Raw genomic sequence first — 26,574 nt, 5'->3', positions numbered from 1 at the left:
TATTTTTAAAGGGGGTCATGATTTGTCACTGCTTCATTTGGCAATAATATCACCATTCTTACTTGCCATCTTTATTCCAATTTTGTACAAGCTCTTTAGAAACGTACATACAGGATGGTTTGTCCTTCCGCTTCCCATCCTTTTGTTTAGTTATTTTCTATCATTTATTACCATCACTTCTAACCAGGAGTCCATTACAGAATCGGTACCTTGGATACCCGCACTAGGCGTGGACTTCATTGCCAAAGTAGATGGATTGGGATTGCTATTCGCCTTACTGATCACAGGTATCGGCTCTTTAGTTGTATTATATTCGATTTATTACTTATCAAAAGACAAGGAAAAGCTTCATACATTCTATGTATATTTATTGTTATTCATGGGTGCGATGCTTGGAGTTGTCTTATCAGATAATTTAATCGTATTGTATACATTCTGGGAATTTACTAGCTTCTCTTCCTTCTTACTAATTGGCTATTGGTATGATCGAGAAAAGTCAAGATATGGTGCGCAGAAATCCATGCTTATTACTGTATTTGGCGGCTTATCTATGCTTGGCGGTATTATCCTTCTCTATCTCATGACAGGATCATTCAATATTTCCGAAATTATTGACCAAGCAGCCGTTATTTCTGCAAGCCCATTGTTTATCCCAGCATTAATTTGTATATTATTAGGCGCATTTACGAAGTCAGCTCAATTTCCTTTTCACATCTGGCTACCTGATGCAATGGAAGCGCCTACACCTGTCAGTGCATACTTGCACTCAGCTACAATGGTTAAAGCAGGGATATATTTAGTCGCTCGAATGACACCTGTTTTTGCTTCTGAGGGATTATGGCTATGGCTTGTGGCTGGCTTTGGAATTGTCACACTATTCTGGGGTTCTTTTAACGCTGTAAAACAGACGGATTTAAAAGCGATTCTTGCTTTTTCAACCATCAGTCAGCTCGGAATGATTATGTCACTACTAGGACTCGGTGCTGCAGCTCTTCATTTTGATGATGTCAAAAATAGCTTTTTCGGTGCGGCAACTGCAGCAGCAGTCTTTCATTTATTTAACCATGCAACATTCAAAGGCAGCCTATTTATGGTAGTAGGAATTGTCGATCATGAAACAGGAACAAGGGACATCCGCAAGCTTGGCGGCTTAATGAACTTTATGCCGATAACCTTTACTTTAGCCATTATTGGAACGTTCTCAATGGCAGGATTGCCTCCATTCAATGGTTTTTTAAGTAAAGAAATGTTTTTTACCGGAGTAATTCGTATCATTGAGCTTAATATATTCAACTTTGAAACATGGGGCATGCTTTTCCCTGTTATCGCCTGGGTCGCTAGTGTATTTACTTTTATTTACAGCATGATCCTCGTATTTAAAACATTTACTGGCAAATATCAGCCAGAGAAATTAGAAAAGAAACCACATGAAGCACCAATGGGGATGTTAATTTCTCCAATCGTTCTTGCTTCACTTGTAATTATTATCGGTTTCTTCCCTAATATTCTTTCAAATCGTATTATTTCTCCGGCATTAGAATCTATTTTGCCAAATAATACGATTGATGTTCATATTACCTTCTGGCATGGCTTTAAACCTGAATTATTCATGACAATCGGTGTAATTGCTTTCGGGCTATTGCTGTTCCTTACTTTGTCAAAATGGAGAAGGATATACGACCTCTTCCCTAAGAAGCTGACATTAAATCGCTTCTATGATAGCGGTTTGGAATTTATCCAACATGCTTCAAATAAATTGACAAAAACATATATGAATGGCTCGATTCGTTCTTATCTCGTCTATATCTTTGCATTTTTCATTTTTATTCTTGGGACAACCCTTGCTGTAAAAAATGCGTTTAAATTAGATACGAGTAAAGTTTCATCCATTGGGTTTTATGAAGTATTACTGGCTTTAGCTGTTGTCATCGGTTCCATAAGTATTCTGTTTGTAAAATCAAGAATGACAGCTATCATTCTTTTAGGTGCAGTTGGTTATACGGTATCACTGTTTTACGTGTTATTCCGTGCACCTGATTTAGCGCTCACACAGCTTGTGATAGAAACTATTTCTGTGGCATTGTTCCTACTTTGCTTCTATCACCTGCCGAAGAAGAAAAATGAAGAGAAGGTTCGATTCAAGCTAACAAATGCCATCATCTCTGTTGGTGTGGGAGCAATTGTTACATTGATTGCTCTTACTGCACACAGCAATAAGGTATTTGAATCCATTGCTGAATACTATGTTAAAAATACGTACACGGAAGCAGCAGGGAAAAACATGGTTAACGTCATCCTAGTTGATTTTCGCGGATTTGATACGTTATTTGAAATTACCGTACTGACAATTGCAGCCTTAGGAATTTTTGCAATGATCAAATTAAGAATGGGAGGAGGAAAGAAAAATGAAAACAAATGACCTAATTCTTCAAACAACGACAAAAGTTGTCTTGTTTATCATTATTCTTTTCTCTATTCATATCTTTTTTGCTGGCCATTACACACCTGGAGGCGGCTTTGTTGGCGGCTTGCTCACATCAGGTGCCATCATTTTACTTATGCTGGCCTTTGATATGAAGACAGTTTCTCAAATTTTACCTGTTAATTATATTTATATGGCAGCTACAGGCCTGCTTTTTGCAGGGGGAACAGCTGCAGGTTCGCTGTTTTTTAATGTTCCATTTCTTACTCATGCTTTTGGCCATGTAGACTTGCCAATCTTGGGAGATACAGCCCTTCATACAGCAACAATCTTTGATCTTGGCGTTTTCTTAGTTGTTGTCGGTGTAACGATGACCATTATTCAAACGATAGGGGAGGATGAATAATGGAAATAGTAATGGCTTTTGTGATTGGCATATTATTCATGTCTGCTACTTATTTAATGCTTTCAAAGAGTTTATTGCGAATCATTATCGGCACAGGACTTCTTAGCCATGGTGCACATTTGCTCATTCTTACGATGGGCGGCTTAAAAAAAGGGACTGTCCCTCTGCTTGGAGAAGAAGCAAGTTCTTATACAGATCCGATTCCGCAAGCTCTAATCCTTACTGCTATTGTCATTAGCTTCGGTGTTACTGCCTTCTTTCTTGTCCTTGCGTACCGGGCATATAAAGAGCTGGGCACTGATAATACAGAAAGATTGAGAGGGAATGAAGGAAATGATTAACTTTTTGATTTTACCGCTGCTAATTCCATTTCTTACAGGAATCCTTTTAATCTTCTTTGCTAAGAACGTTGTCATTCAGCGATGGATTGCTGCCATATCAGCTTTATTTAATGTTTTTATCGCATTTATGCTCGTGCAAAAGGTAAGAAATAATGGAATTCAAACCTTAGATGTTTCAAGCTGGCAAGCGCCTTTCGGAATTACACTTGTTTCGGATATGCTTTCTGCTCTACTCGTTTTAACGACGACGATCATTGCTTTTACAAGTATTATCTATTCCTTTCGTTCCATCGGAATCGAACGGGAAAAGTATTTTTATTACCCGGCATTGAATTTTCTCATTGTTGGGGTGATAGGAGCTTTTACAACAGGTGATATCTTCAACTTGTTCGTATTTTTTGAAGTGCTACTTATGGCCTCTTATGTATTACTCGTTCTCGGGGGCACAAAAATTCAACTGCGGGAATCAATCAAGTATATTTTAGTCAATGTCATTTCATCTGCATTATTTGTAATTGCCGTTGCTTATTTATACTCTGTTGTTGGAACATTGAATATGGCACATATTTCGGTCCGCCTAAGTGAGCTTGGACAATCCGGACTCATTACAGTCATTGCTGTTCTATTCTTAATCGTTTTTGGATTAAAAGGCGGCATATTCCCGTTATACTTCTGGCTGCCTGGATCATACTACGCTCCACCAGCCCCAGTCATGGCTTTGTTTGGTGCTTTGCTTACGAAAGTAGGGGTCTATGCGATAATGAGGACCTATACATTATTTTTCATACATGATACAGGCTATACGCATCAGTTGTTAATGATCTTAACTATTATTACGATTATCGTTGGAGTGATAGGAGCACTAGCGTTCTCAGATATTAAAAAAGTGATCATTTATAATATCATCATTGCGATCGGTGTCATTCTGTTTGGGGTTTCTGTTATGACTCCTGATTCAATTGCTGGCTCTATATTTTATCTCATCCATGATATGATTATTAAAGCTGGGTTATTCTTAATAATTGGAATTATGATTGCCATTACCGGAACGAGCGATTTACGAAAGATTAGCGGGCTGATTAAACGTTATCCTGGATTAGGCTGGACGTTTTTCCTTGCTGCTCTTGTTCTTGCAGGCATTCCTCCGTTTAGCGGTTTTGTTGGCAAGGTTTTGATCGTCAAAGGGGGATTTGAAAGCGAACATTTTTGGGGCGCTGGGATCGTTCTAGCATCAAGTCTGCTAGTGTTATTTTCAATCATGAAAATCTTTATTAATGGTTTCTGGGGAACTCCGCAAGATTATAAAGGGGAGGACAAGGTACCTGTTCGAAAACTCCTAATTGCACCAGTTATTCTGATAACAATCTCTGTCTTGTATGGAGCTGGTTCTGAATTCGTCTTCCCTTATATCTCACAGGCTGCCGAAACACTCGCTAATCCAAGCATTTATATTGAAGCAGTCTTAAAGGAGTGGTAAGATGGCTTTTCAAATTTTACTAAATGTATTTCTAGGTTTTTTGTGGATGTTCTTCACATTGTCATACGAGCCAGTTGCCTTTTTAAAAGGGTATTTATTTGGAATGGCTATTCTCTTCACATTTAGACGTTTTTTCGGATCACGCTTCTATTTAGGAAGAGTCATTGCCATCATTAGTCTTGTCCTTCTTTTCATAAAAGAACTAATTCTTTCAAATATCAGTGTACTGAAACTGCTGTTAAGACCAAAACTGGATATAAAGCCCGGTATTTTTGCTCTGCCAACGGTCTTAGAAAAGGATTGGGAAATTACCATTCTTGCAAATTTAATTACACTCACACCAGGAACACTGGTTGTCGATATTTCGGATGATAATAAAATTCTTTATATCCATACAATCGATATGGATGATGCGCAAGAAGCTATTGATTCTATCAAAAATACATTTGAGAAAGCTATTATGGAGGTGAGCCGCTAATGATTTTACTAGCTGTTAAAATTGCCATCCTATGCATGTCGATCGCTATTCTGGTATTAATATATAGGCTCATTAAAGGACCCTCCATGCCAGATCGAATCGTAGCGCTCGATGCGATAGGAATCAATCTTGTTGCCATTGTTGCACTTGTATCTATATTCTTGGAGACCAACGCTTTTCTTGAGGTTATCTTACTGCTCGGGATTCTCTCTTTTATTGGGACCGTTGCATTTTCCAAATACTTGGAAAAGGGGGTTGCTCTAGAACGTGATCGAGATCTTTAGAATTATCATTGTAGCATTAATACTTATCGGAGCATTCCTAAGCCTTGTTGCTGCTTTCGGTGTCATTAGACTGCCTGATGTTTATACGAGAAACCACGCTGCCTCTAAAGCAGCAACATTAGGTGTCTTAACTGTTTTACTTGGCACTTTTCTTTACTTTTATGTTGAAGAAGGACATGTAAATTCACGTGTCATCCTTGGTATCGTATTTATCTTCATAACTTCGCCAGTAGCTGGTCATCTAATTAGCCGTGCTGCCTATAATTCTGGTGTTAAACTGTGGGATAAGAGCGTTCAGGATGATTTAAAAACGAAAGAAAATGTACCTGCAAAAAAAGGGCAGTAACTATTGAATGATCTATACAAAAGGGACTAATCCTCATTATTCCGGATTAGTCCCTTTAAATTACTTCTTTTTAATTACAGCCATTGTACACCTTGAAATACAAATAAGCTTTTCTTCCTCATCAACAATCTTAATATCCCATACCATGGTCGTTCTTCCTTGATGAAGGACCGTTGCAATAGCAGTAACCATCCCTTCTCGCTTTCCTCTTACATGGTTTGCATTAATTTCTAATCCAGCAACTGATTCCGTTTCCTTATCCACAAGTTCAAAAGCACCAATGCTTGCGACTGTTTCCGCTAAAGCAACTGAAGCTCCTCCGTGAAGCAAACCGAAGGGCTGTCTCGTCCGATTATCAACAGGCATTGTTGCGACAACCTTGCCCTTTTCAAGGGCAGTAATCTCTATTCCGAGTGCTCTGATAAGTGTATTTTCTATCTTCATATATTTCTCCCCTTTCCTTACTATTACTATAACAGAATATTCTCACCACTTTAAAAGATAATGATTGTTAAAACACCGGAAAAGCCCAACCTGCATATATTGTTCCATAGGTAAAAAATGATGTAAATTCATTAAAGAAAGGGGAAAATATCCATGAACCCCCCATATTATTTTTCTTACAGCCATAGTTACCCGCCCTTTCATCCATATGGCAACTTTTTTTATGCCTATTCCCCCAATTATACTTGTCGGCAATATCCAGAGGTTGATCCGGGGATGTTTATGAGCTCAGCAAAGGCCATGGCCATACTTATGAAAGATGCAAGTCATTTGTTAGCGAAAATGGCTGAATCAAAAAAGTTCTCATTTGATTTGATGACTGCTGCCCAACAATCAAATATGGCTAAAGTCAAACAAATGATTCAATCAACAGGTATTAAAATGATTCCCAAAGTTACCTATACACCAGACGGACTGAATCTACATTTTGATTCAGGTAAAGATTATAATGACTGCTGTAACTTGATACTAACGTTAAGATGGTCATAAGAAAAGCTCTCCTTCATATAAAGAGAGCCTTTTAATTTTTCTCTATTAATAATATGGGTTTCCGAATCCGCCATAACCATACGGGACGGGACCCGGGTAAGGACCATAAAATGGGGGTGGTCCATAATAAGGCACTGGTCCGTAAAAGGGACGCGGTCTAGCAATTGCCGCTCCAGCGAAGCCACCTATTAGCCCACCAAATAAGCCGCCAACCAATGGACCGGCAAAAAAGAACCTTGTATCCTCTGGATGTGGACCTCTTCTCATATTGTACATCTGGGTAACCTCCTAATTTTTATTCCTACACTATTTCATATGCACTTTTATGCCGATTTGAGTGGGCTTTGTGTACATTGATCAGTTTCCAGGAAGAAGTTACCTACAATTTAGTAGGCTTTAGCCCAATAAACTAGCCTGTTCGCAGCTTTTCCACAGCAAACACATTCTGTTGCTATCGCCTCTTGATTGAAAGGAATGCATCTTGAGGTTGCACCCGTTTCTTCTTTTATCAGATCTTCACAGGTTCTGTCTCCACACCACATGCCTTTAACAAATCCAGTCTTTTGCGCGAATGTTTCTTTCAATTCTCCCAAATTGAAGGCTACATACGTTTTTTCTTCACGAAGTTCTTTTGCTTTTTCAAAAAGGTTTCTCTGAATATCATCAAGAACTTCAGATATTTTTGCTTCCAATCGATCTGTTGATACAAAGATTTTTTCTCCAGTATCCCTTCTTACCAACACAACCTGCTGTTTTTCGATATCCTTTGGACCTACCTCAAGCCGTAATGGAACCCCCTTCATTTCATATTCATTAAATTTCCAGCCTGGCTTCTTGTCGCTTGCATCTATATCGACACGTGCAATCCTGGCTAATGTTTCTTTTAAGCCATATGCGTAATCAAGAACCCCTTCCTTATGTTGAGCAATTGGAACAATCATCAGTTGAGTTGGTGCTGCTTTTGGAGGAATAACAAGTCCTCGATCATCGCCATGCACCATAATCATCGCGCCAATAATACGTGTCGTAAACCCCCATGATGTTTGCTGTACATGCTGTAAGCTGCCATCTTTATCAGTGAACTGAATACCAAAAGCCTTTGCAAAACCATCACCTAAATGATGGGATGTGCCTGACTGCAATGCCTTCCCATCATGCATTAGACTCTCAATTGTATACGTATATTTCGCACCGGCAAATTTTTCTTTATCCGTTTTTTGTCCTCTGACAACTGGAATAGCAAGCACATTTTCACAAACATCCGCATACACATCAAGCATTCTAACCGTTTCCTCATGAGCTTCCTCATCTGTCGCATGGCATGTATGTCCCTCTTGCCATAAGAATTCTAGGGTACGTAGGAAAGGGCGTGTGGTCTTCTCCCATCTCACTACATTTGCCCACTGATTATATAGCTTTGGCAAATCCCGATAAGAATGAATAATGTTTTTATAATGCTCACAGAACAGTACCTCAGATGTCGGCCTCACACATAATCGTTCAGCTAATTCCTCTTCCCCGCCATGCGTAACCCATGCCACTTCTGGAGCGAAACCTTCGATATGATCCTTTTCCTTTTGAAGAAGGCTCTCAGGGATAAACAGTGGCATGTAGACATTTTCATGCCCTGTTTCTTTGATTCGATTATCTAACTCATTTTTAATATTTTCCCATAACGCATATCCGTAAGGACGGATAATCATTGAACCGCGTACACTTGAATAATCAATCAAATCTGCTTTTGTCACTACGTCTGTGTACCACTGGGCAAAATCAACATCCATTGCCGTAATATCTTTTACAAACTCTTTTCCCACTTAATCCACCTCAATTTTTTATAAAATAAGTCTGTTTTCACAAACATTGTTGCTAAATTAGATTGTAGTGTGCTGCCGTTGATTTCCGCTTCAGGTTGCTCGCTTTCCGCGGGGTAGGCGGTGAGCCTCCTCGGCGCTAAGCGCCTGTGGGGTCTCACCTGTCCTACTCCTCCCGCAGGAGTCTCGCACCTTCCGCTCTTATCAACCAAATTTTTTCTCAAGAGTTATTTAGCACACATCACACTTAATAACAATAGACTTTAGAAAAGTGCATAAAACAAAAAAGCCTTGCTATAAATAGGGACCAATTGCTTGGCGGTACCACCCTAATTTAAAGCAAAGCTTTACACTCATACATGATAACGGGATGTAAACCCGCTGTAATTTTCAATGGTTACAGAACTCAGAGGCAGGTTCAAATGGCTGCTTATAGGATTCTTTCAGCAATCGGCTCCCTCTCTAAAATAAACAAGTCACATTTTACTATTCCTCATCGAAGTTTGATTATTTTTTTGAAATTATATAAATATTTATTTAAAAAGTCAATCTAATTCGACAGAAAACAACCATGAGCAACCACTTATGTTTTTCTCCATAGAAAAAATATCCCCTTTAGACAATGCCAAAGGGGATTTGCAATTATTTTGCTGCTGCAGCATTTTCAAATGCCAAGTCAACTGTTACATAATCATACCCAAGATCTCTCGCAACTGCTTCATATGTGATGCTGCCGTTTACAACGTTCACACCAAGCTTTAATGCAGGATTTTCATCAATTGCTTTCTTGACGCCTTTATTTGCAATTTGCAATGCATAAGGAATCGTTACATTCGTTAATGCAATTGTAGATGTTCTTGGAACAGCACCAGGCATGTTCGCAACTGCATAGTGAACAACACCGTGCTTTTCGTATGTTGGATTATCATGTGTTGTAATATGATCTACTGTTTCAAAAATTCCACCCTGGTCAACTGCCACATCAATTACAACTGAACCTGGGGACATTGTTTTAACCATTTCTTCTGTCACAAGCTTCGGTGCCTTAGCTCCTGGAATAAGGACAGCGCCAACAACAAGATCACTTTCCTTTACTGCTTCCGCAATATTGAATGGATTTGACATTAACGTTTGAATGCTGTTTCCAAAAATATCATCAAGCTGACGAAGACGTTCTGGGCTTAAATCAATAATCGTCACATTAGCGCCTAAGCCGATTGCCATTTTAGCCGCATTAATACCAACAACACCGCCTCCAACAATTGTTACCTTGCCGCGTGAAACGCCAGGAACACCAGCTAGCAATATCCCTTTCCCGCCATTTGTTTTTTGTAAAAATTGTGCGCCAATTTGAGTAGCCATACGTCCAGCTACCTCACTCATTGGTGTAAGCAATGGCAATGTACGATTAACTTCTACTGTTTCATATGCAATGGCAGTAACCCCTTTTTCAACTAAAGCCTTTGCAAGTTCAGGCTCTGCTGCTAAATGTAAGTATGTGAAAAGTACGAGTCCTTCACGAAAATATGTATATTCTGATTCAAGTGGCTCCTTTACCTTCATAACCATTTCTGCAGCCCAAGCCTCTTTTGCTGAAGGAACGATTTCTGCTCCAACTTCCTTATAATCCTCATTTGTGAAACCGCTTCCAAGGCCTGCATCTGTTTCTACTAAAACTTGATGTCCTGCCTTAACTAATGTATACACGCTAGCAGGTGTTGCTGCTACACGGTTCTCATTATTCTTTATTTCCTTAGGTACTCCGATAATCATACTATTTTCCCCTTTCTATGCAACCCTTTTATTATCAAAACTACCCTAAGTATAATAATAAGATTTAGAATAATCAACACTCATCCTCTTTATTTTCAAAATCCACATAATTATCGGACAAGCCATTCAATAAGCAATATTACCGGGCAAACGATTCATTTTTGACACCCTTCTTTCTATGCTTGTCTATACTATAACGAAGACATTTTCTCGAGAGCCGAGATAAGGAGGGATAGTATTGGATGTAATGAATCTATTTCAATTGCAAAATAAAACAGCCATTATAACAGGCGGCGGAAAAGGACTTGGGGAACATATGGCTAATGCATTGGCAGAAGCAGGAGCAAATATAGTCATCTGCTCTAGGAATCTCGAAGACTGCAAAAATATTAGCGAACAGTTAGTAAACAAAGGGGCACAATCAATCGCACTAAAATGCGATATTACAAATCAAGCAGATATTCAAGCAGTAATTGAGCAAACCGTTCAGCACTTTGGCACGATTGATATTCTTATTAACAATAGCGGCACCTCATGGATTGCTCCTACCCTAGAAATAACGGCTGATTCATGGGATAAAGTCATGAATGTAAACTTAAAAGGAATGTTTCTATTTTCACAGGCAGCCGGGAAAATAATGGCTAAGCAAGGAAACGGAAAAATTATCAATATTTCATCCATAACTGGAATCAAAGGAACGAACCCCGCTTTCCTAGACGCAATTGCTTATAGCACAAGCAAAGGAGCAGTGAATGCGTTAACGAAAGATTTAGCAATTAAGCTAGCACAGCATAATATTCAAGTGAACGCCATTGCACCAGGGTTTTTTCCTAGTAAAAAAACAAAGGCATTTGACCGAACAAGCCATATCATCTTGCAAAGAATACCTGCTGGGCGCTTTGGCACTGATCAAGATATTAAAGGAGCAGCCCTTTTCCTATCCTCAAAGGCATCTGACTATATAACTGGTCAAATACTCGTAATAGATGGCGGGCTAATATCAGCGATATAGAAATGCGGAAGCGACCTGATTAGCGGCGTATGGACTGGAGGGCTCTGACTAAGATAAAGGAAACACGAAGAACGATAGTGATTCGATGTTGACTTATCGCAGGGAAGAGACCGAAGTCCACTAGACGCTGGGCGCTGGAGCTAGACAATATAGAAATGCGGAAGCGACCTGATTAGCGAGAGTAAAAGTAGAAAGGAGCTATAAGATGACTACGAACCACACGCAAGAAATACTAAATGCGGTCAAAAAAATAGGCCAAAAGGTGGAGTTGGAACTAAACAACTCAATTCATGATGTGCTTAATCAACCATCCATTTTAAAAACTATTAACAATCAATCACGTCTTGCTGCTGCTTCCATCAGCAAACTGCAGCAAACAGTCGAAACCTTATCGATCCCCTTTAATTTTCCAACAAAGAACGACGTAGCCAGCACAACAAAATTATTTATCCAAGCTGAAGAAAAATTGGATTTATTAGAAGAGCAAGTCACACATTTAAACCGATCCTTTGAAGAGCTGAAGGACACAATTGCAAAAAGCCATTCCAGGGGAATAATATGAATACTCCCAAACTGAATAGATGGACGGGCTTTATTAAAACAGTATCATCTTTAGAACCTGAAGTTGGAATGACCCCACGAACAGCCGTTTGGAAGAAAAACAAAGCCACTCTTTGGCATTATCCTTCAAAGAATAAAAAGTATAAGGTACCGCTATTTTTAATTTACTCCCTTATTAATCAGCCGTTTATTCTTGATCTTGGTCCTAAATATAGCTTAATTGAAGCATTAACCTCTAGTGGTTACGAAGTGTATCTCCTCGATTTTGGAATACCAGGATATGAAGATAAGGATCTGACAATGGATGATTACATTCTTCGCTATATTAAAAAAGGGGTTCAAAGAGCGCTGCTCCACTCAAATGCAGCGGAAATTACACTGGTAGGTTTTTGCATGGGCGGTACGTTTGCGGCAATTTATGCGTCAATTGCCGAGGAACCAATTAGAAATGTAGTTCTTTCTGTTGCACCAATTGATTTTAGTCAAACACCCGTTTTTAGTGAAGCGTTAAACATGCTTAAAAATGAGGAAATTGATCTTGATCCGATATTTGATGCATGGGGACTCATTCCTCCATCTTTTGTAAAAAAGGGAATTCGAATTGTCACCGTCCCCATCTCTTACTCTCCTTATCTTTCCCTTTTAAGCTATGCGGATGATGAAGAACGCTCCTTAAAATGGCGGCGTTTTAATTATTGGGCAGATAGTCACATCCCTTTATCTGCAGCAGCATTAAAGCAGATGGCAGTTGACTTTGAGAAAGAAAACAAATTTATTAACGGAAAGCTAGTCATCGGGGGGCGGCTAGCTAAACCAGAAAATATTACAGCAAATTTATTTGCCATTGGCGCCAGTTATGATCGACTGATTCCAATTGAACAAATTGTGCCGATTATTGACCATGTTTCAAGTATAGATAAAACCTTCCATATCCTCGAAGGAGGCCACGGAAGTCTTGCAAAGGATGGGAAAGCGCCAGATTATTTAGACGCTTGGCTGTCTGCCCGCTCCAATTAGAGGATGTGGAAAGATGCTATTACTGCCCCTGCTAATCATGACATAAATCAGCAGGGGCAAGCATTAAATAAAGGAGGATGTGTATGTTTTATTTGTACACCCCTATGATACCAACTACTGCAAATCAAACGCTCTACGGGTATCTGGGATATGCAGCAATTGTGTTTAAAGACTTTTTTAGCTTGGATTAAGAAAGAGGATAATCCGTTTCATTCTTTTCTCCATACTTTATGTATGGTTTTTTTAATGAATAGCTAAAATATTGCCAAAACAAGCTTGAAAAAAGTCCGCTAGCATTAAAACTTGTAATAAATTCACTTTCTTTGCCGAATAGGAACTTGTTTTGTCACACGGGAAGGAATCTGCTTTCACCTCAGAGAATCCACTATTAAGGAATAGCTTAAGGAGGTTTCAGGATGAATACAAGTGCTGTCGCAAAGTTACTCGGGGTTTCATCAAGCACAATCCAAAGATGGGTGAAGCAGATGGAGCTTCAAATGGAACGAAATGAACTCGGACATTACTCATTTACAGACGAGGATATTCAACTGCTAAAACAAGTTCAGGAACAGCTTAAAAGAGGTGTCATGCTTCAAGATGTAACGGTTGAACGAAAAAAGACGCGTACTGGTGTAGTCAAATCAGCTAGAAACGATCCCATTACTGAGAAACTTCTAACAAGAATAAACGAGTTCGAGCAAAGACTAAATAAAAAGGCAGATGATGTTGTATCCTACCAGCTGTTGCAACATCGGCGGGAAATTGAGGAGCTTCAGGCTGAAGTGGATAAGCTAAATAAGAAAATCGAATGCCTTGAAGAAGGGATTCGTAAGGAAAATCAACGTGTGCCTTCCGATCATGTACTCATTTTCGATAAGGAAGTTCCTAGAAAGAATAAAAGAAAAAATCTTATTACCTCTTTATTTGGCTTCTAACCCCTCTTCTATCGGACCATTATAGAAATAAAAAATACAGCTCCCATCTTTAGGAGCTGCATTAAAAGCTACAAAATCATCGCGGCCAGCCATCCGAACAAAATTAACGGGATATTATAATGTAGAAATGTTGGTACACAAGTGTCCCAAATATGATTATGCTGGCCGTCTACATTCAAACCGGCAGTTGGCCCTAATGTACTGTCTGATGCAGGAGAACCTGCATCTCCAAGTGCTGCAGCTGTTCCAACTAACGCAATCGTTGCCATTGGACTAAAGCCAATTTCTAGTGCAAGCGGAACAAAAATCGTTGCTATGATTGGAATCGTTGAAAAGGATGAACCGATTCCAATTGTAACAATAAGCCCGACAGTTAACATAAGAAGCGCAGCAAGTGATTTGCTTCCGCCAATAACTGCCGCTGACTGTTTGACAAGGCTTTCTACATCGCCAGTTTCTTTTAGCACGTCAGCAAATCCAAAGGCTGACAGCATAACGAAACCAATGAAAGCCATCATTTTCATCCCTTCTGTTAACAACTGATCTGCTTCACGCCACTTTACCGCACCGCTTATATAAATAACAAGAATTCCGGTTAATGCTCCAAAAATCATTGAATCGAGCTTAATTTGAACAAGAAGGGCAGCAATAATAGCGATGAAAGAGAAAATTATCCCTGTTTTTGAGTATTCAGTTCTTTCCGTTTCTTCTATTTGACCTTGCTGATAGTTTCTTGTCTTTCGATAGGACACAAAAATAGCAAATAACAATCCGACTACAAGTCCAGCTGTTGGAATGAACATAGCTTTTGGAATATCGCTCATTTCCACGGCCAATCCACTGCTTTTCATATTATCTGCCAGGATTTCGTGAAAAATCTGTCCAAAACCTGCTGGAAGCAAAATATAAGGTGCCGTTAAACCAAACGTCAGGACGGAAGCAATTAAGCGGCGGTCAATCCCTAATTCATTCATTACCCTTAATAAAGGTGGAATGAGAATAGGAATAAAAGCAATATGAATCGGAATTATATTCTGAGAAAAACATGCCATAATTAAAATAGATAGAACGATAAGTACTTTAGAAAGTTTCTTTCCTTTGGAATCCCCTTCTTTTCCAACCTTCTGAAGAATCCATTCCACTAATAAATTTGGCAGACCTGTAGTTGAAATAGCAATGGCAAATCCGCCTAACAATGCATAGCTTAACGCTACTTCTGCACTTCCTCCAAGCCCATTTGAAAAGACCTCTATTGTTTGATTTATACTTAAGCCGCCTGTCAGACCCCCGACTAGCGATCCTGCAATTAAAGATAAAACGACATTTACGCGAAAAAGGCTTAATACAAGCATAACCAAAACTGCTAGGATGACTGCGTTCATGATGAAAACCCTCTCTCGTTACTTTACTTTACTAAATTGGTAGAGAACTAAAATATGAGTATAAAACTATCATATTCAATCTGTTTTTGTCAACTTTTTTTATCCTAAGTTTTTTTGCCAAATATCGTATTATTAGTTGCAGACTCAAAGATTTTTTCAAACAGAAAAAACTCCGGAAATAATCTCCGGAGTTTTTCTCTTAATTCGATTCAGTTTCAAATCTTTCAACTAGCAAAGCAAGCGTACGAGTCATTACCCCGGTTGCTCCTGCTGGACCCAGATCATGCTCCTTACGAGTTGTAGCTGTTCCTGCAATATCCAGATGTACCCAAGGAGTATCCTCTGCAAATTCACCGACAAAAGCGCCGCCCATAATGGCATGACCTTCACGACCTGGTGAATTGTTTAAGTCCGCAATTTTACTGCTTCTGACCCTTTGTTTATCTTTTTCAAATAAAGGCAAAAGCCAAATTGGCTCTCCAGCCTCATAGGATGCCTCCAGGACCTGCTCCCATAATGCCTCGTTATTTGTTAACGCACCTGTTGTTTCTGTTCCAAGTGCAACAATTACCCCACCAGTTAATGTGGCTACATCCACTAAATAGTTGGCTCCATGCTGCTTTGCATATGTAACAGCATCAGCAAGTACAAGCCTTCCTTCCGCATCTGTATTCAATACTTCAATTGTTTTGCCGCTCATAGATGTAATCACATCATCCGCTTTAAATGCATTCCCGCTAATCATATTGTCAGTAGATGGTATAACCGCAACAACATTCTGTTCAGGCTTTAATTCACCAATAATCTCCATTGCCCCTAGAACAGCAGCAGCGCCGCCCATATCGGTTTTCATGCCGACAATGCCATCCTTTGATTTAATCGAATAGCCGCCTGTATCAAATGTAATGCCTTTGCCAACTAAACCAATGACGTCCTTCCATTCCTCTTTTCCTTGATACTTCAGGACAATCATTTTTGGCGGTTCAGCAGACCCTTGGTTAACCGCGAGCAAGGCTCCCATCCCAAGCTTTAGCATATCTTCTTTTTCAAGAATTTCCACCTCGAAGTCATACGTAGATGCTAGCTCTTTCGCATAATTAGCCATGTCTGTAGCGGTAAGCATATTTCCCGGCAGGTTAACAAGTGTACGAGCTGAGTTTGTGCCTTTCCCGTGTGCATAGCCAACTGTTAACGAAGCTTTCACATCCTCTTCATCTGCCACTACACTATAAACGGTCATATTTTCAATATTCTTTGCTGGTTCATTCGATTTTTGCTTATATCCTTCGAAACGATAGGTAGATAAAGCGAAAGCCTCACTAACCGCATGTGCCGCATCTAATGCATCCACATTTTCATTTAGGAAAGAATCTAGATAAACAGCAGCTTCCTGAACCGCAGAAGCCTTAACAGCCTTAAATGTCTTTCCAAGTGCTTCCCGCAACACATCAAAGGAATAATCCTTGTCACGGCCAAGACCAACAACAAATAGTCTCTTCGCACCAATATGTCCAAATGTATGTACTTTTGTTACCGCTTTTTTCTTTGCTGAAAGGTCTTTGCTTTTAACAAGCTCCGTTAATTGTCCATCAAATTGCTGATCTAACTGTGCAAGAACGCCATCAAATTTGTTAGGTTTCTCAAATAAGCCAATGATCAAACATTCATGTTCGTTCGAAAAATTGATCTCTCTTTTTACAGTAAACATTTTTGTCACCCCCATAAAGTTGCTTTCATTATATCAGGAAATAGGAACCAATTTCGACTAGCTAATCTTCTAGAAATAAAAATAATTCCGGCAATTTCGGAAGCGTATCTACTTCTTCAAAGGGAACTCGATCAATCTCACTCGGCAATATTCCTAACGCTTTTTCAATAAATAAATACACATGCTCCAAATCAAGCCCCCAATGCTTTGGACGGTATGCCTGCAAATATTCATGAGCGGCTCCCATCATTAATCTTGCTCCCTTCACATTTCCATATTCATAATGATAGATAGCTACACTCATTTGCAGCAAGCCTTTGAAAAATAAATTCCCTTTATCCGTCATCCACATCTCTTCCAAAAGGTCATGGCAAGTATAGTAATCCCCTTCATTAAACTTCACAAAAAAGTCATAATACTCAAGCGGGTACCCCTTCAATAGAATTCCTCCATCCTTGTTTACAGTAACTTTATAAAAAAATAATTGCACTCTCTTTGAATTATTATTATCATCTTAACAAACGGGTTAGTAGTTGCGCATTTATTTTATTAATTGGATCTACGTACTCTGCCTTCAGCGAGGTACGGTATGATCTACGATAAAGGTGGTTTCCACATGGAATTATTAATGAATTTCCCCTTATGGGCTGCCATCGCAGCCATCTTCTTTGCTCAATTTGTCAAAGTTCCCATCCATTTCATTGCTTCCAGAAAACTCAATTGGTCACTCTTGACAAGCACAGGAGGGATGCCAAGCTCCCACTCTGCTGCCGTAACCGCTCTCTCCACTGGTGTTGCATTAGAAACAGGCTTAGATTCCGCTGTATTTGCTGTATCTGCAGTTTTTGCTATCATTACGATGTTTGATGCAACTGGTGTACGCAGACAAGCGGGAGAACAAGCTATTGTCTTAAATCGATTAGTCGCAGATTTCAACCGTCTAATAGAAGAAGCCAAAGTTTGGCAGAAAAAAGCCGAACAGGAAAAAAGAAGAGAATTGAAAGAGCTTCTCGGTCATAAACCAATCGAAGTTTTTTTTGGAGGACTGACAGGGGTTCTTTTAACATTGGCACTTCATTACTTGTTTCATTAGATTGAACAAAAAACAGGTATCCCGATTTTAAACGGGATACCTGTTTTTTCTATTATTCCTGTTTGGATTTCGTATACTGCTGGCGGAACACTTGCATCGATTCATTCTCATTTAATGCATGAAGCTCCTCCTCTGTTAAGGTGCCATCACCCATTTCTACAACATAGACATCCAACGTTTTCTTGCCCCAATGATTATATACATCTTCTACTGTCTCATAATAAAGATCGACTTTATTTCCTTTAATTGCTCCGCCTTTGTCTGCAACAACGCCATACCCATATCCAGGTACAAACAGAATCGTTCCAATCGGAAAGACATTTAAATCTGCCGCAACTGTTGAATATAAATCCCTCTTTACCTTTACTCCTGAGTATGTAATTCCAAAGCTTGGATGACCAGGATTCTTCCCTGTTGATTCATAAAAGGCAGTATAACCTGTTGCCACAACTCTCTTAATTGGGTATTGTGTCCAATCAATCGCTTCCTCTAAGGTCGGCGGATGCCCTGACACTTCCTTGCTAGAAGAAATTTGCAAATCACCGTTCACAAATCGTTTTAAGAATTTGAAAGCCACTCCAACTTTTTTTAATGTATGGTCAAAATGATTTTGATCAGACTGTTCGTTAGTGCCCATCTCTTCACTGCTGAAATAATTGACAAGAGATCTTGCCTCCACTCCCGAAATAGACTGGAAAGTCGTTAATAGTGCCGCAATGAATAAAGTTGACATTATTATTCGCCTTGTCCAATTTTTTATTCTTCTCATTTATAAATTCACTCCTCCCAAGAATATTCATTTCCCAAGATTTAGAGAATTATTCATGATAAGAGTAAAAAATATGGAAGCAAGGACGGTACATCTATCCTTTTCCTGATAAAAACCCCTTTGTTTCCAAGATGTAACACCTACTTACGGAACATTTAATATAATAAAAAAAACCTCTGCTTTATGGGCAGAGATTTTTTTTTAAAACATTTGATATCCTTTTTTACGGAGGATTTTTATCGTAATACCGGCACCGATCGCACCTGCGAGACCACTTAATAAGATGAGAACATCAGCAGTGGCAAGCTGGGATAATTCGTTACCTAAACTTTTAAATGACTCTTTACTATTAGAAAAGTAATCTATAAAACGAACTTGATCAATAATGAAGATAGCAATAATTGGATAGATAATAGCCATAATCCAAGACATTCTTAATAGCATATTTAAAATAAAACCAATCCCGAAAAACAGAACAAAAAAGAGCAGCATTGAAATAGGCAATACGAAAATAGTCATTTCCATTGTTTTGTTCCTCCCTTACACATCAATATTTAGTGTACTTAATGTGTATATGGGAGTCAATAAGAAAAGCGCAAGCGCCTTGATCATCGCCGTACGAACGCAGAAGAATCGGTTCGGAAACACGGTGAGCGAGAACGAACCGATGTTGAAGCAAACGTTGCGGAGGGGGCATGAAGTCTTTGATATTCGATCGGACGCTTGCGCTAGACAATTCTCTAGCACTAAAGTTATCCTTTTGTATCTTGTAAAATAGAGGAACACCCGCTGTAAAAGAAAACTCCGCCATTGGCGGAGCAATCAATGATTATTCTTTTTTCTTTCCAGATCCGCTGCAGCATGTACAAGTTTCCGAACCACCAAGGAGAAGCTGAAAATATCCTTTTCCTGCGCAGTACGTACATCCATTTGTTTTTTCATAATTCTTTGCTGTCATTCTCTCCATCTCCTTTTTGTAACTGAATTTTCTGATAATATATCAAAGATACTGAAAATTGAAAAGCTCTAAATATAACGAAAAATACCAAGTGGTAACGCATACAAATTTGATTCTCTTAAAAATACTCGATAATTCTCAAAATTTCAAAAAAATATAAAAAATAAAAAAAGTCCGGCTAAAAGCCCGACTCTTTTAAAGTTTATACTATAAAATATTAAATTTTCCTTTTTTCAATACAAGTGAAGGTCCGCCAATCATGTATAATGCACGATTATCAATCATTTTCTTCATAAACGATGCTTTAGTCCCAATCATTTTCTTACCAAATGCAACGCCGATTGCATCATCTTCACCAAGAGAACATACTGTTCCTTTAATATCTGGCTTGAATGTTTCTAACTCAGGCTTGTTGCGAATTAAAGCGACAAGATTTCGCGCACATGTTTCCCCTTGCTGCATAGCAATCTGTGCAGTAGGCGGATAAGGGCGGTTAATTTCTTCATTAATGACTAAGGAAGAGTCGCCAATGATAAATACATCATCATGTCCTGGTGCCCTTAGATCAGGCTGAACCTTTACACGTCCACGCATTGCCTCGAAGCCTGACTTTTCAATGATTGAATTGCCACGAATCCCAGCAGCCCATACGACTGTCCCCGCCTTAATCTCTTCTACCTCTTCATCACCTTTTCCAACAATGATTCCTTCTGGGGTAGCTTCCTTAATAGCCGTGCCAATACGGAATTCGACACCCTTCTTTTCTAAATGGGCGACCGCATAATTCACAAGCTCTGGATCAAATCCCGGCAGTACCATTGGTGCAGCTTCTACACAAATGACTTTTACCTTTTGGAAATCAACATCGTAATCTTTGCAAAGCTCTGGTATTCTGTTTCCTAATTCCCCCAGGAATTCAATTCCTGTAAATCCAGCTCCACCAACAACAATTGTCAGACGCTCATCCTTTTTCACTTCTTCTGTATTATAAGTAGCAAATTGATACTCAATATGCTCACGAATTTGCCGTGCTGCATTCACGTTTACAATAGAGTAAGCGTATTCTTTTAATCCCTTAATGCCAAACGTTTCTGACTCTCCGCCTAAAGCTACGACTAGATAGTCATAATCGATTTCTCCATTTTCTAAAATAACCTTTTTTTCCTCTGTCTTAATTTCAACAGCTGTACCTTGAACAAAGTCAACCTTATTTGAATCAATCACATTTTTTATATCATATCTTACGCGGTCATGGTGTAAAGTACCTGCAGATGCCTCATGTAACCAAGTTGTTTCATAGTGGTAGCTATTCTTATTCACTAATACGATTTCAGCTTCATTTGTTCCGACTGCTTTTTGTAAACGAGTTGCAGTCATTAATCCACCGTAACCTGCTCCTAAAATTACAATCTTTGCCTTTCTCAACTTGCATCTTCCACCTTTTCTAGTATTTTCTATTGTTTCTTTTTAGAAACCGCTGTACTTTAGTGATAAAAGTTTGTGATGTAATTCACTAAAACAGACAAAAAAATGTCGAAAAAACGTCACAAAAAATTAACAATATACTCACATTACATATTATGCTTTTTCCAATTGATTTTCAAGCCAAAAACTTAAAAATGTATTTTGTATTTGCTTACTTTCCCTATGTTTCCTAGCTTCTTCTAGCATTTCACCATGAAGGTCATGTTTAGAGTATTTAAGCTTTTCATAATATTTTTTCCAAAGAGTGAGCTTTATATTAATTTATGTTATTATTTAGGATGGAATATGTACTTTATTAATGGGGGGATACGGAGTGAAAGAGGATCAAAAAGTGTATGATATCACTATTATTGGTGGAGGGCCTGTAGGGTTATTCACTGCTTTTTACGGGGGAATGAGACAAGCTTCTGTAAAGATTATCGAAAGCTTGCCACAGCTTGGTGGTCAATTATCAGCCCTTTATCCTGAAAAATACATATACGATGTTGCGGGTTTTCCTAAAGTACGAGCACAAGAGTTAATTAATAACCTAAAGGAACAAATGGCTAAGTTTGAACCCTCTACCGCTTTGGAACAATCTGTGGAAAAGGTTGAAAAGCAAGAGGATGGCATTTTTAAATTGACCACAAATAAAGAAATTCATTATACGAAAACAGTGGTAATCACTGCTGGAAACGGCGCATTCCAACCTCGTCGTCTTGAGCTTGATAGCGCTGCACAATACGAGGGCAAGAACCTTCATTATTTTATCGATGACTTAAACCAGTTCGCAGGGAAAAAAGTCGTTGTATTTGGCGGAGGCGACTCTGCGGTTGACTGGGCATTAATGCTAGAGCCAATTGCTGAAAAAGTTACAATTGTTCACAGACGTGATAAATTCCGTGCACATGAGCATAGCGTTGAAAATCTTAATAACTCAAAAGTAGAAATCAAAACACCTTACATCCCTGCTGAGTTAATTGGAAATGACAATGGCATATCCGGGGTCGTCCTTGAAGGTGTTACGGATAAGGAAAAGGAAACACTTGATGTTGATGCGGTTATTTGCAACTATGGTTTTGTTTCTTCACTTGGTCCAATTAAAGAGTGGGGACTAGAAATTGAGAAGAATTCCATCGTTGTAAACTCAAAAATGGAAACAAACATTCCTGGTATTTATGCTGCTGGAGATATTTGTACGTATGATGGAAAAGTGAAGCTTATTGCTTGTGGCTTTGGTGAAGCACCTACTGCTGTTAATAATGCGAAGGCTTACATCGATCCAAAGGCTAAAATCCAGCCATTGCATAGTTCATCGATGTTTGGATAAGAAATGCGCAGTAGCCTTAATCAGGCAATCGTCCGCTTGGCTAGACATAAAAAAGGTATCCGAAGTTTTTGGGATACCTTTTTCTTATTTTAAATTAACATTCTTCAGGTGTTCCAGCTGCAGTTGCTGTACGGAATGATGATCCGCAGCCACAAGATGCAATGGCGTTCGGATTGTCGATGGTAAATCCGCCACCCATCATCGATTGCTTATAATCAATTGTCGTTCCTTGAAGAATAGGTGCATCCTCTTTGCTAACAAGGATTGGAATCCCATGCTGTTTTAATTGATGGTCATTCTCTTCTACTTCGTGTGCAAATCCCATGCCATATGATAAACCGCTACAGCCTCCACCTTTTACGGAAACACGCAATGAGGCATTTTCCTCTTCATTTGCTTTCATCATTTCTTTTATTTGCAGAGCAGCTGCTTCTGTTAAATTTACAATTTCACTCATTTAATTTCCCTCCTTGTAACTATTTATTAAGAAATAAACTCATCTTATTAATAGTATATACACTAAGTATCTCGTCCTCAACTAATGAGAATCAATCATTTTTGACAGCAAAACATCGTGCTTTTCTTCTTGAAAGGAGTATAATTATAGTAATTATGAACGATAGCCCGTTTAAGGAAAATAAAACTTTGTTCCCAGGAGGCGATCTTAGTGACTCAAATTGAACCCATCTATGACAAAAAGTGCGAATGCATAATCTGCAAAAAAACTTTTACAACGAAAAAGCTCCGTTCAAGATTTATTAAGGTAACCAGCTACGATACTGATTTTTGCCCACTCTATGCTTCTGATGAACTCAACCCTATTTTATATCATGTAAATGTCTGTCCGCATTGTGGATTTTCCTCAACGGATGATTTCAATCCCTATTTTCCGCCAGGGGCAGTTGAAGACATTCAATCAAAGGTATGCGCCCAATGGGTTCCACATGATTTTGGACAGAAGAGACGGGTTACCGATGCAATTAAAACATATAAGCTAGCCATTTATTGCAGTTTATTAAAAAAGGAAAAGCATATTGTTGTTGCAGGAACATACATGAGACTTGCATGGTTATACCGTCTTTTAGAAAATACAGACCAAGAGAATCGTTTTATGAAGCTGGCAATGGACGCTTATTTAAATTCGTATATGGAATCTGATTTTAAAGGGACGCAAGTATCTGAAGTTAGAGTCCTATACTTAATTGGCGAATTAGCAAGAAGAACACATCACAATGATCAAGCAGTAAAGTATTTTTCAAAGGTGATTGAACAGCAAAATCGGACCGTTGAAACAGGGATTATCGAAATGGCAAAAGAACGCTGGTATGATATTCGTGAAGAACAAAAATCTGCAAAGATAACAAAGAACATTAGTTAAAATAAAGCCTCACCTTATTTCACTCGGAAATTCGGTGTGGCTTTTTGTTCGAAGATTTCTTTATTCCCCTATTGGGTACTCATTTCTTCTTGTCCAGTCTTTTTGGGAACTACTAACTAACTATCAGGACTTCCTTTTTTCAGCAAACTTTATGAATCAATCCCCATTAAAACATTGGATTTTCCTCTAAAAATTGATAGATGTTTTCTACCAGCTCTTCTGGTGTTTCACCTGTTACCGGTTCCCCATTTACAAGTGCAAAAAGAGAAGCTGCACACTTGCCGCAATAGCCAAGGCAACCATATTCAATTACATCTAGATCATAATCCTTTTCCAGAATCTCTAATGCCTTTTGCGAACCGCTAGCCAGATTGCTGAAGCAAAACTCAATGATTGGCTTTATCACTTCGATCACCTCTAACCTTAATAACCTATCTATATAAACGTTTCTAAAAATAATTGATCGTTCGCTATAGACCTGCATATTTGCAGTCATCATCATGCTACCTTGTTTCATATATTTCCGCAATTATTTTAACTTTAGTGTTCCCTAATTATCCTCTCTTCACTTGAGCACCTTTACTATTTTCAACTAGTTATGTCAAGTTTTATCCTATAGCTGTTGTAGTTTTGTCACAATTTCGTTATACTTTCTATGGGATAAAGGTTATTAAATAGTTGTATTTTAAAAGTTATTTCCATTTTTTTAATGTTGTTTTTCAGAAAAATCACTACTTTTGAGCTGACTTAAAGGGGAATTTAAAAATGAAGAATCTTGTTATCCTTGGTGGAGGCTATGGCGGTATGAGAGTGCTTGCTAGGCTTTTGCCAAATCAACTTCCAGAAGATGTATCTATTACGCTAATTGACCGTGTTCCGTACCATTGTTTAAAAACGGAATATTACGCATTAGCTGCCGGGACCATTTCAGACCAGCATGTTCGTGTGGCATATCCGGAACACCCACGATTAACAATTAAGTATGGAGAGATTATTGGCGTAGATATCGAAAATAAACAAGTCCAATTGCAAGGTGAAAATTCTGTTTCTTATGACGATTTAATCATTGGTCTTGGATGCGAGGATAAATACCACAATGTACCAGGTGCAGACATTCACACTTACAGCATCCAAACAATTGAAAAATCCCGTGCAACCTATCAAGCATTGAACAATTTAACGCCAGGCTCAGTTGTAGCAATTGTCGGAGCTGGATTAAGCGGCGTGGAGATCGCTTCAGAGTTACATGAAAGCCGTCCAGACTTAAAAATTAAATTATTTGATCGCGGAAGTCACATCTTATCTGCCTTCCCAGAGAGACTAAGCAAGTATGTTGAAAACTGGTTTGATAGTCATAGCGTTGAAATAGTCAGCCATTCCAACATTACCCGTGTGGAGGAAAATACTCTTTTTAATCATGATGAGCCAATCTCTTGTGACGCTATCGTTTGGACAGCAGGGATCCAGCCGAATAAAGTCGTGAGGGAATTGAACATTGACAAAGATTCACAAGGACGAGTCATTTTAACGAAGCATCATAATCTTCCAACAGATGAGCATGTTTATGTTGTCGGTGACTGTGCAAGTCTTCCACATGCACCAAGTGCCCAGCTTGCAGAAGGACAGGCAGAGCAAATTGTTCAAATTTTATTGAAACGCTGGAAAGGTGAAGAGCTTCCAGAAGAAATGCCAACGATTAAGTTAAAAGGGGTTCTTGGATCACTTGGAAAAAAACACGGTTTTGGCGTTGTTGCAGAGCGGCCAATTACTGGAAGGGTTGCAAGAATGATCAAATCCGGTATTTTGTGGATGTATAAGAACCACCGTGGATAACTTCTAATCTCTAAAATTTGTAAATGAGAGCATTCCTCTTTGAGGAATGCTCCCTATTTTACTCTGCTATATATCCACGCTTCTCCATTTCAGCATAAATCGTTTTCAATCTCGGATTCCCTTCTCCAACTAACTCATCTTCGATTAAGACTACTGGGTAAAACATGTCTTCCTCAATAACCCTCTCAGCAAAGCTTTTTTTCTCTTCATCCTCAGGAGGATTGTAGATATCCACATATGTGATTGAAAACGGCTGGTTAGGATATTTTCTCTCTAGAGCTGCTTGTAGCCATTCATACGTTTCCTTTGAAGAAGGAAGGTTTACACAGCTTGGGCATAACTGCTCAGCTCCATATACATGTATTTCAACTTCTCGCTTCATTTCATTTCCCCCTTTTTTAAACATGTAGCCTTTATTCTATTTTACAATATTATAATAATAGAAACCTAAGTAATTTCTCATTTAGTGGAAATCCGCGTCTTTAAATAGATTTTTGCAGAGAGAATGATTATAATAATTAATAAGAAAGGGGTAGATACAAATGGCAGAACAAACAACCATGCTTGAGCAAGTTCAAGAAGTATTAGATAAATTGCGTCCATTCCTTCTACGTGATGGAGGAGACTGTGAATTAGTTGATGTAGAGGACGGCATCGTTAAGCTGCGTCTTCTTGGTGCTTGCGGCTCATGCCCAAGCTCAACAATCACATTAAAGGCAGGAATTGAACGCGCTCTTTTAGAAGAAGTACCTGGCGTTACAGAAGTAGAACAAGTATTTTAATAACGAAAAAAATTCAAA

General features: G+C 38.8%; 31 protein-coding genes and 1 other annotated feature. Of the genes, 17 read left to right on the top strand and 14 right to left on the bottom strand.

Annotated elements, in window-relative coordinates:
* The first annotated feature begins 22 nt into the window (after nucleotides 1-22).
* Genes RUH74_RS19325 through mnhG form a run of 7 tightly spaced genes read left to right on the top strand, consistent with a single transcriptional unit; the run spans nucleotide 23 to nucleotide 5,754 of the window.
* On the top strand, nucleotides 23-2,419 hold the full coding sequence (locus RUH74_RS19325; RefSeq protein ID WP_313802989.1) for a Na+/H+ antiporter subunit A: 2,397 nt from the start codon (nucleotides 23-25) through the stop codon (nucleotides 2,417-2,419).
* Nucleotides 2,406-2,828: a Na(+)/H(+) antiporter subunit B gene (locus tag RUH74_RS19320; RefSeq protein WP_313802987.1), complete on the top strand. Its 423-nt coding sequence runs from the start codon at nucleotides 2,406-2,408 to the stop codon at nucleotides 2,826-2,828. Before RUH74_RS19325 ends, RUH74_RS19320 begins: the two co-directional genes overlap by 14 nt.
* Nucleotides 2,828-3,169: a Na(+)/H(+) antiporter subunit C gene (locus tag RUH74_RS19315; protein WP_313802985.1), complete on the top strand. Its 342-nt coding sequence runs from the start codon at nucleotides 2,828-2,830 to the stop codon at nucleotides 3,167-3,169. Before RUH74_RS19320 ends, RUH74_RS19315 begins: the two co-directional genes overlap by 1 nt.
* Entirely contained in the window at nucleotides 3,162-4,646 is a 1,485-nt protein-coding gene (locus RUH74_RS19310; protein ID WP_313802983.1) for a Na+/H+ antiporter subunit D, read from the top strand. Before RUH74_RS19315 ends, RUH74_RS19310 begins: the two co-directional genes overlap by 8 nt.
* A gap of 1 nt (nucleotide 4,647) precedes the next feature.
* Nucleotides 4,648-5,124 (top strand): Na+/H+ antiporter subunit E, encoded by a 477-nt coding sequence (locus RUH74_RS19305; protein WP_313802981.1) that lies wholly within the window; start codon nucleotides 4,648-4,650, stop codon nucleotides 5,122-5,124.
* Nucleotides 5,124-5,408: a Na(+)/H(+) antiporter subunit F1 gene (locus RUH74_RS19300; protein WP_313802979.1), complete on the top strand. Its 285-nt coding sequence runs from the start codon at nucleotides 5,124-5,126 to the stop codon at nucleotides 5,406-5,408. The genes RUH74_RS19305 and RUH74_RS19300 overlap by 1 nt, the downstream gene beginning before the upstream one ends.
* The gene (mnhG, locus tag RUH74_RS19295) at nucleotides 5,392-5,754 is read left to right on the top strand and encodes a monovalent cation/H(+) antiporter subunit G (protein ID WP_313802977.1); all 363 of its coding nucleotides are present in this window, start codon (nucleotides 5,392-5,394) and stop codon (nucleotides 5,752-5,754) included. Before RUH74_RS19300 ends, mnhG begins: the two co-directional genes overlap by 17 nt.
* Nucleotides 5,755-5,814: 60 nt before the next feature.
* Here mnhG and RUH74_RS19290 read toward each other — a convergent pair whose 3' ends face one another.
* A complete protein-coding gene (locus RUH74_RS19290) occupies nucleotides 5,815-6,198 on the bottom strand; it encodes a hotdog fold thioesterase (protein WP_313802975.1) in 384 nt (127 codons plus the stop codon).
* A gap of 153 nt (nucleotides 6,199-6,351) precedes the next feature.
* On the opposite strand from RUH74_RS19290, the gene RUH74_RS19285 reads away from it, so the two are divergent.
* On the top strand, nucleotides 6,352-6,747 hold the full coding sequence (locus RUH74_RS19285; RefSeq protein WP_313802973.1) for a YuzC family spore coat inner layer protein: 396 nt from the start codon (nucleotides 6,352-6,354) through the stop codon (nucleotides 6,745-6,747).
* Between the two features lie 45 nt (nucleotides 6,748-6,792).
* On the opposite strand, the gene RUH74_RS19280 is transcribed toward RUH74_RS19285, so the two are convergent.
* From RUH74_RS19280 to ald, 3 genes are all read right to left on the bottom strand, one after another.
* Nucleotides 6,793-7,023: a hypothetical protein gene (locus tag RUH74_RS19280; protein WP_313802971.1), complete on the bottom strand. Its 231-nt coding sequence runs from the start codon at nucleotides 7,021-7,023 to the stop codon at nucleotides 6,793-6,795.
* A gap of 110 nt (nucleotides 7,024-7,133) precedes the next feature.
* Nucleotides 7,134-8,531 carry a proline--tRNA ligase gene (proS, locus tag RUH74_RS19275; RefSeq protein WP_313803018.1) on the bottom strand — a complete coding sequence of 466 codons (1,398 nt, stop codon included), beginning with the start codon at nucleotides 8,529-8,531 and terminating at the stop codon, nucleotides 7,134-7,136.
* A gap of 329 nt (nucleotides 8,532-8,860) precedes the next feature.
* Nucleotides 8,861-9,070: a binding site (T-box leader), on the bottom strand.
* 133 nt (nucleotides 9,071-9,203) lie between these two features.
* Nucleotides 9,204-10,334, bottom strand: a complete 1,131-nt coding sequence (gene ald / locus RUH74_RS19270) for an alanine dehydrogenase (protein WP_313802969.1) — start codon at nucleotides 10,332-10,334, stop codon at nucleotides 9,204-9,206.
* A gap of 238 nt (nucleotides 10,335-10,572) precedes the next feature.
* On the opposite strand from ald, the gene RUH74_RS19265 reads away from it, so the two are divergent.
* From RUH74_RS19265 to RUH74_RS19250, 4 genes are all read left to right on the top strand, one after another.
* The gene (locus tag RUH74_RS19265) at nucleotides 10,573-11,346 is read left to right on the top strand and encodes a glucose 1-dehydrogenase (RefSeq protein WP_313802967.1); all 774 of its coding nucleotides are present in this window, start codon (nucleotides 10,573-10,575) and stop codon (nucleotides 11,344-11,346) included.
* Between the two features lie 205 nt (nucleotides 11,347-11,551).
* Nucleotides 11,552-11,908 carry a hypothetical protein gene (locus tag RUH74_RS19260; protein WP_313802965.1) on the top strand — a complete coding sequence of 119 codons (357 nt, stop codon included), beginning with the start codon at nucleotides 11,552-11,554 and terminating at the stop codon, nucleotides 11,906-11,908.
* Entirely contained in the window at nucleotides 11,905-12,924 is a 1,020-nt protein-coding gene (locus RUH74_RS19255; protein WP_313802963.1) for an alpha/beta fold hydrolase, read from the top strand. Before RUH74_RS19260 ends, RUH74_RS19255 begins: the two co-directional genes overlap by 4 nt.
* 416 nt (nucleotides 12,925-13,340) lie before the next feature.
* Nucleotides 13,341-13,859, top strand: a complete 519-nt coding sequence (locus RUH74_RS19250) for a MerR family transcriptional regulator (RefSeq protein ID WP_313802961.1) — start codon at nucleotides 13,341-13,343, stop codon at nucleotides 13,857-13,859.
* 68 nt (nucleotides 13,860-13,927) lie between these two features.
* Here the strand turns inward: RUH74_RS19250 and RUH74_RS19245 are convergent, their stop codons facing one another.
* From RUH74_RS19245 to RUH74_RS19235, 3 genes are all read right to left on the bottom strand, one after another.
* Complete coding sequence (locus tag RUH74_RS19245) at nucleotides 13,928-15,241, bottom strand: Na+/H+ antiporter family protein (RefSeq protein WP_313802959.1); 1,314 nt, start codon at nucleotides 15,239-15,241, stop codon at nucleotides 13,928-13,930.
* 199 nt (nucleotides 15,242-15,440) lie between these two features.
* Nucleotides 15,441-16,949 (bottom strand): leucyl aminopeptidase, encoded by a 1,509-nt coding sequence (locus tag RUH74_RS19240; protein WP_313802957.1) that lies wholly within the window; start codon nucleotides 16,947-16,949, stop codon nucleotides 15,441-15,443.
* Nucleotides 16,950-17,010: 61 nt separating this feature from the next.
* A complete protein-coding gene (locus tag RUH74_RS19235) occupies nucleotides 17,011-17,388 on the bottom strand; it encodes a DUF309 domain-containing protein (protein WP_313802955.1) in 378 nt (125 codons plus the stop codon).
* A 177-nt stretch (nucleotides 17,389-17,565) separates the two neighbouring features.
* Here RUH74_RS19235 and RUH74_RS19230 point away from each other — a divergent pair, with 177 nt between their 5' ends.
* Complete coding sequence (locus tag RUH74_RS19230) at nucleotides 17,566-18,042, top strand: divergent PAP2 family protein (RefSeq protein ID WP_313802953.1); 477 nt, start codon at nucleotides 17,566-17,568, stop codon at nucleotides 18,040-18,042.
* A gap of 52 nt (nucleotides 18,043-18,094) precedes the next feature.
* On the opposite strand, the gene RUH74_RS19225 is transcribed toward RUH74_RS19230, so the two are convergent.
* The 4 genes from RUH74_RS19225 to RUH74_RS19210 form a co-directional block, all read right to left on the bottom strand.
* Nucleotides 18,095-18,811, bottom strand: a complete 717-nt coding sequence (locus tag RUH74_RS19225; RefSeq protein ID WP_313802951.1) for a 3D domain-containing protein — start codon at nucleotides 18,809-18,811, stop codon at nucleotides 18,095-18,097.
* 201 nt (nucleotides 18,812-19,012) lie between these two features.
* Nucleotides 19,013-19,336, bottom strand: coding sequence for a YuiB family protein (locus tag RUH74_RS19220; protein WP_313802949.1), 324 nt, complete (start codon nucleotides 19,334-19,336; stop codon nucleotides 19,013-19,015).
* 304 nt (nucleotides 19,337-19,640) lie between these two features.
* The gene (locus RUH74_RS19215; protein ID WP_313802947.1) at nucleotides 19,641-19,769 is read right to left on the bottom strand and encodes a YuiA family protein; all 129 of its coding nucleotides are present in this window, start codon (nucleotides 19,767-19,769) and stop codon (nucleotides 19,641-19,643) included.
* Nucleotides 19,770-19,976: 207 nt separating this feature from the next.
* Complete coding sequence (locus tag RUH74_RS19210) at nucleotides 19,977-21,194, bottom strand: NAD(P)/FAD-dependent oxidoreductase (RefSeq protein WP_313802945.1); 1,218 nt, start codon at nucleotides 21,192-21,194, stop codon at nucleotides 19,977-19,979.
* A gap of 373 nt (nucleotides 21,195-21,567) precedes the next feature.
* Here RUH74_RS19210 and RUH74_RS19205 point away from each other — a divergent pair, with 373 nt between their 5' ends.
* Nucleotides 21,568-22,563 (top strand): NAD(P)/FAD-dependent oxidoreductase, encoded by a 996-nt coding sequence (locus RUH74_RS19205; RefSeq protein ID WP_313802943.1) that lies wholly within the window; start codon nucleotides 21,568-21,570, stop codon nucleotides 22,561-22,563.
* A 94-nt stretch (nucleotides 22,564-22,657) separates the two neighbouring features.
* Here the strand turns inward: RUH74_RS19205 and RUH74_RS19200 are convergent, their stop codons facing one another.
* Nucleotides 22,658-23,020: a HesB/IscA family protein gene (locus RUH74_RS19200; protein WP_313802941.1), complete on the bottom strand. Its 363-nt coding sequence runs from the start codon at nucleotides 23,018-23,020 to the stop codon at nucleotides 22,658-22,660.
* Nucleotides 23,021-23,230: 210 nt separating this feature from the next.
* On the opposite strand from RUH74_RS19200, the gene RUH74_RS19195 reads away from it, so the two are divergent.
* Nucleotides 23,231-23,941, top strand: coding sequence for a DUF2225 domain-containing protein (locus RUH74_RS19195; protein WP_313802939.1), 711 nt, complete (start codon nucleotides 23,231-23,233; stop codon nucleotides 23,939-23,941).
* 166 nt (nucleotides 23,942-24,107) lie between these two features.
* On the opposite strand, the gene RUH74_RS19190 is transcribed toward RUH74_RS19195, so the two are convergent.
* The gene (locus RUH74_RS19190; protein ID WP_313803016.1) at nucleotides 24,108-24,347 is read right to left on the bottom strand and encodes a YuzB family protein; all 240 of its coding nucleotides are present in this window, start codon (nucleotides 24,345-24,347) and stop codon (nucleotides 24,108-24,110) included.
* A gap of 359 nt (nucleotides 24,348-24,706) precedes the next feature.
* Between RUH74_RS19190 and RUH74_RS19185 the strand changes: the two genes are divergently transcribed.
* The gene (locus tag RUH74_RS19185) at nucleotides 24,707-25,774 is read left to right on the top strand and encodes an NAD(P)/FAD-dependent oxidoreductase (RefSeq protein WP_313802937.1); all 1,068 of its coding nucleotides are present in this window, start codon (nucleotides 24,707-24,709) and stop codon (nucleotides 25,772-25,774) included.
* A gap of 58 nt (nucleotides 25,775-25,832) precedes the next feature.
* On the opposite strand, the gene RUH74_RS19180 is transcribed toward RUH74_RS19185, so the two are convergent.
* Entirely contained in the window at nucleotides 25,833-26,156 is a 324-nt protein-coding gene (locus RUH74_RS19180) for a YuzD family protein (RefSeq protein WP_313802935.1), read from the bottom strand.
* Between the two features lie 160 nt (nucleotides 26,157-26,316).
* Between RUH74_RS19180 and RUH74_RS19175 the strand changes: the two genes are divergently transcribed.
* Nucleotides 26,317-26,556 carry a NifU family protein gene (locus RUH74_RS19175; RefSeq protein WP_313802933.1) on the top strand — a complete coding sequence of 80 codons (240 nt, stop codon included), beginning with the start codon at nucleotides 26,317-26,319 and terminating at the stop codon, nucleotides 26,554-26,556.
* Nucleotides 26,557-26,574 lie beyond the last annotated feature (18 nt).

Source organism: Cytobacillus sp., assembly GCF_032154635.1.
In the GTDB taxonomy this organism is placed as follows: domain Bacteria; phylum Bacillota; class Bacilli; order Bacillales; family Cytobacillaceae; genus Cytobacillus.
Note: the sequence above shows the minus strand (reverse complement) of the source record. Positions and strands in the feature narration are given on the sequence as shown.

Coding starts and splice junctions, on each gene's coding strand:
- RUH74_RS19255 (WP_313802963.1), top strand. CDS start 11,905: ATGAATACTCCCAAACTGAATAGATGGACGGGCTTTATTAAAACAGTA.
- RUH74_RS19200 (WP_313802941.1), bottom strand. CDS start 23,020: ATGAGTGAAATTGTAAATTTAACAGAAGCAGCTGCTCTGCAAATAAAA.
- RUH74_RS19285 (WP_313802973.1), top strand. CDS start 6,352: ATGAACCCCCCATATTATTTTTCTTACAGCCATAGTTACCCGCCCTTT.
- RUH74_RS19240 (WP_313802957.1), bottom strand. CDS start 16,949: ATGTTTACTGTAAAAAGAGAGATCAATTTTTCGAACGAACATGAATGT.
- RUH74_RS19300 (WP_313802979.1), top strand. CDS start 5,124: ATGATTTTACTAGCTGTTAAAATTGCCATCCTATGCATGTCGATCGCT.
- RUH74_RS19305 (WP_313802981.1), top strand. CDS start 4,648: ATGGCTTTTCAAATTTTACTAAATGTATTTCTAGGTTTTTTGTGGATG.
- RUH74_RS19185 (WP_313802937.1), top strand. CDS start 24,707: ATGAAGAATCTTGTTATCCTTGGTGGAGGCTATGGCGGTATGAGAGTG.
- ald (WP_313802969.1), bottom strand. CDS start 10,334: ATGATTATCGGAGTACCTAAGGAAATAAAGAATAATGAGAACCGTGTA.
- RUH74_RS19215 (WP_313802947.1), bottom strand. CDS start 19,769: ATGACAGCAAAGAATTATGAAAAAACAAATGGATGTACGTACTGCGCA.
- RUH74_RS19280 (WP_313802971.1), bottom strand. CDS start 7,023: ATGTACAATATGAGAAGAGGTCCACATCCAGAGGATACAAGGTTCTTT.
- RUH74_RS19220 (WP_313802949.1), bottom strand. CDS start 19,336: ATGGAAATGACTATTTTCGTATTGCCTATTTCAATGCTGCTCTTTTTT.
- RUH74_RS19260 (WP_313802965.1), top strand. CDS start 11,552: ATGACTACGAACCACACGCAAGAAATACTAAATGCGGTCAAAAAAATA.
- RUH74_RS19245 (WP_313802959.1), bottom strand. CDS start 15,241: ATGAACGCAGTCATCCTAGCAGTTTTGGTTATGCTTGTATTAAGCCTT.
- RUH74_RS19175 (WP_313802933.1), top strand. CDS start 26,317: ATGGCAGAACAAACAACCATGCTTGAGCAAGTTCAAGAAGTATTAGAT.
- RUH74_RS19320 (WP_313802987.1), top strand. CDS start 2,406: ATGAAAACAAATGACCTAATTCTTCAAACAACGACAAAAGTTGTCTTG.
- RUH74_RS19250 (WP_313802961.1), top strand. CDS start 13,341: ATGAATACAAGTGCTGTCGCAAAGTTACTCGGGGTTTCATCAAGCACA.
- proS (WP_313803018.1), bottom strand. CDS start 8,531: ATGGATGTTGATTTTGCCCAGTGGTACACAGACGTAGTGACAAAAGCA.
- RUH74_RS19290 (WP_313802975.1), bottom strand. CDS start 6,198: ATGAAGATAGAAAATACACTTATCAGAGCACTCGGAATAGAGATTACT.
- RUH74_RS19230 (WP_313802953.1), top strand. CDS start 17,566: ATGGAATTATTAATGAATTTCCCCTTATGGGCTGCCATCGCAGCCATC.
- RUH74_RS19180 (WP_313802935.1), bottom strand. CDS start 26,156: ATGAAGCGAGAAGTTGAAATACATGTATATGGAGCTGAGCAGTTATGC.
- RUH74_RS19310 (WP_313802983.1), top strand. CDS start 3,162: ATGATTAACTTTTTGATTTTACCGCTGCTAATTCCATTTCTTACAGGA.
- RUH74_RS19315 (WP_313802985.1), top strand. CDS start 2,828: ATGGAAATAGTAATGGCTTTTGTGATTGGCATATTATTCATGTCTGCT.
- RUH74_RS19225 (WP_313802951.1), bottom strand. CDS start 18,811: ATGAGAAGAATAAAAAATTGGACAAGGCGAATAATAATGTCAACTTTA.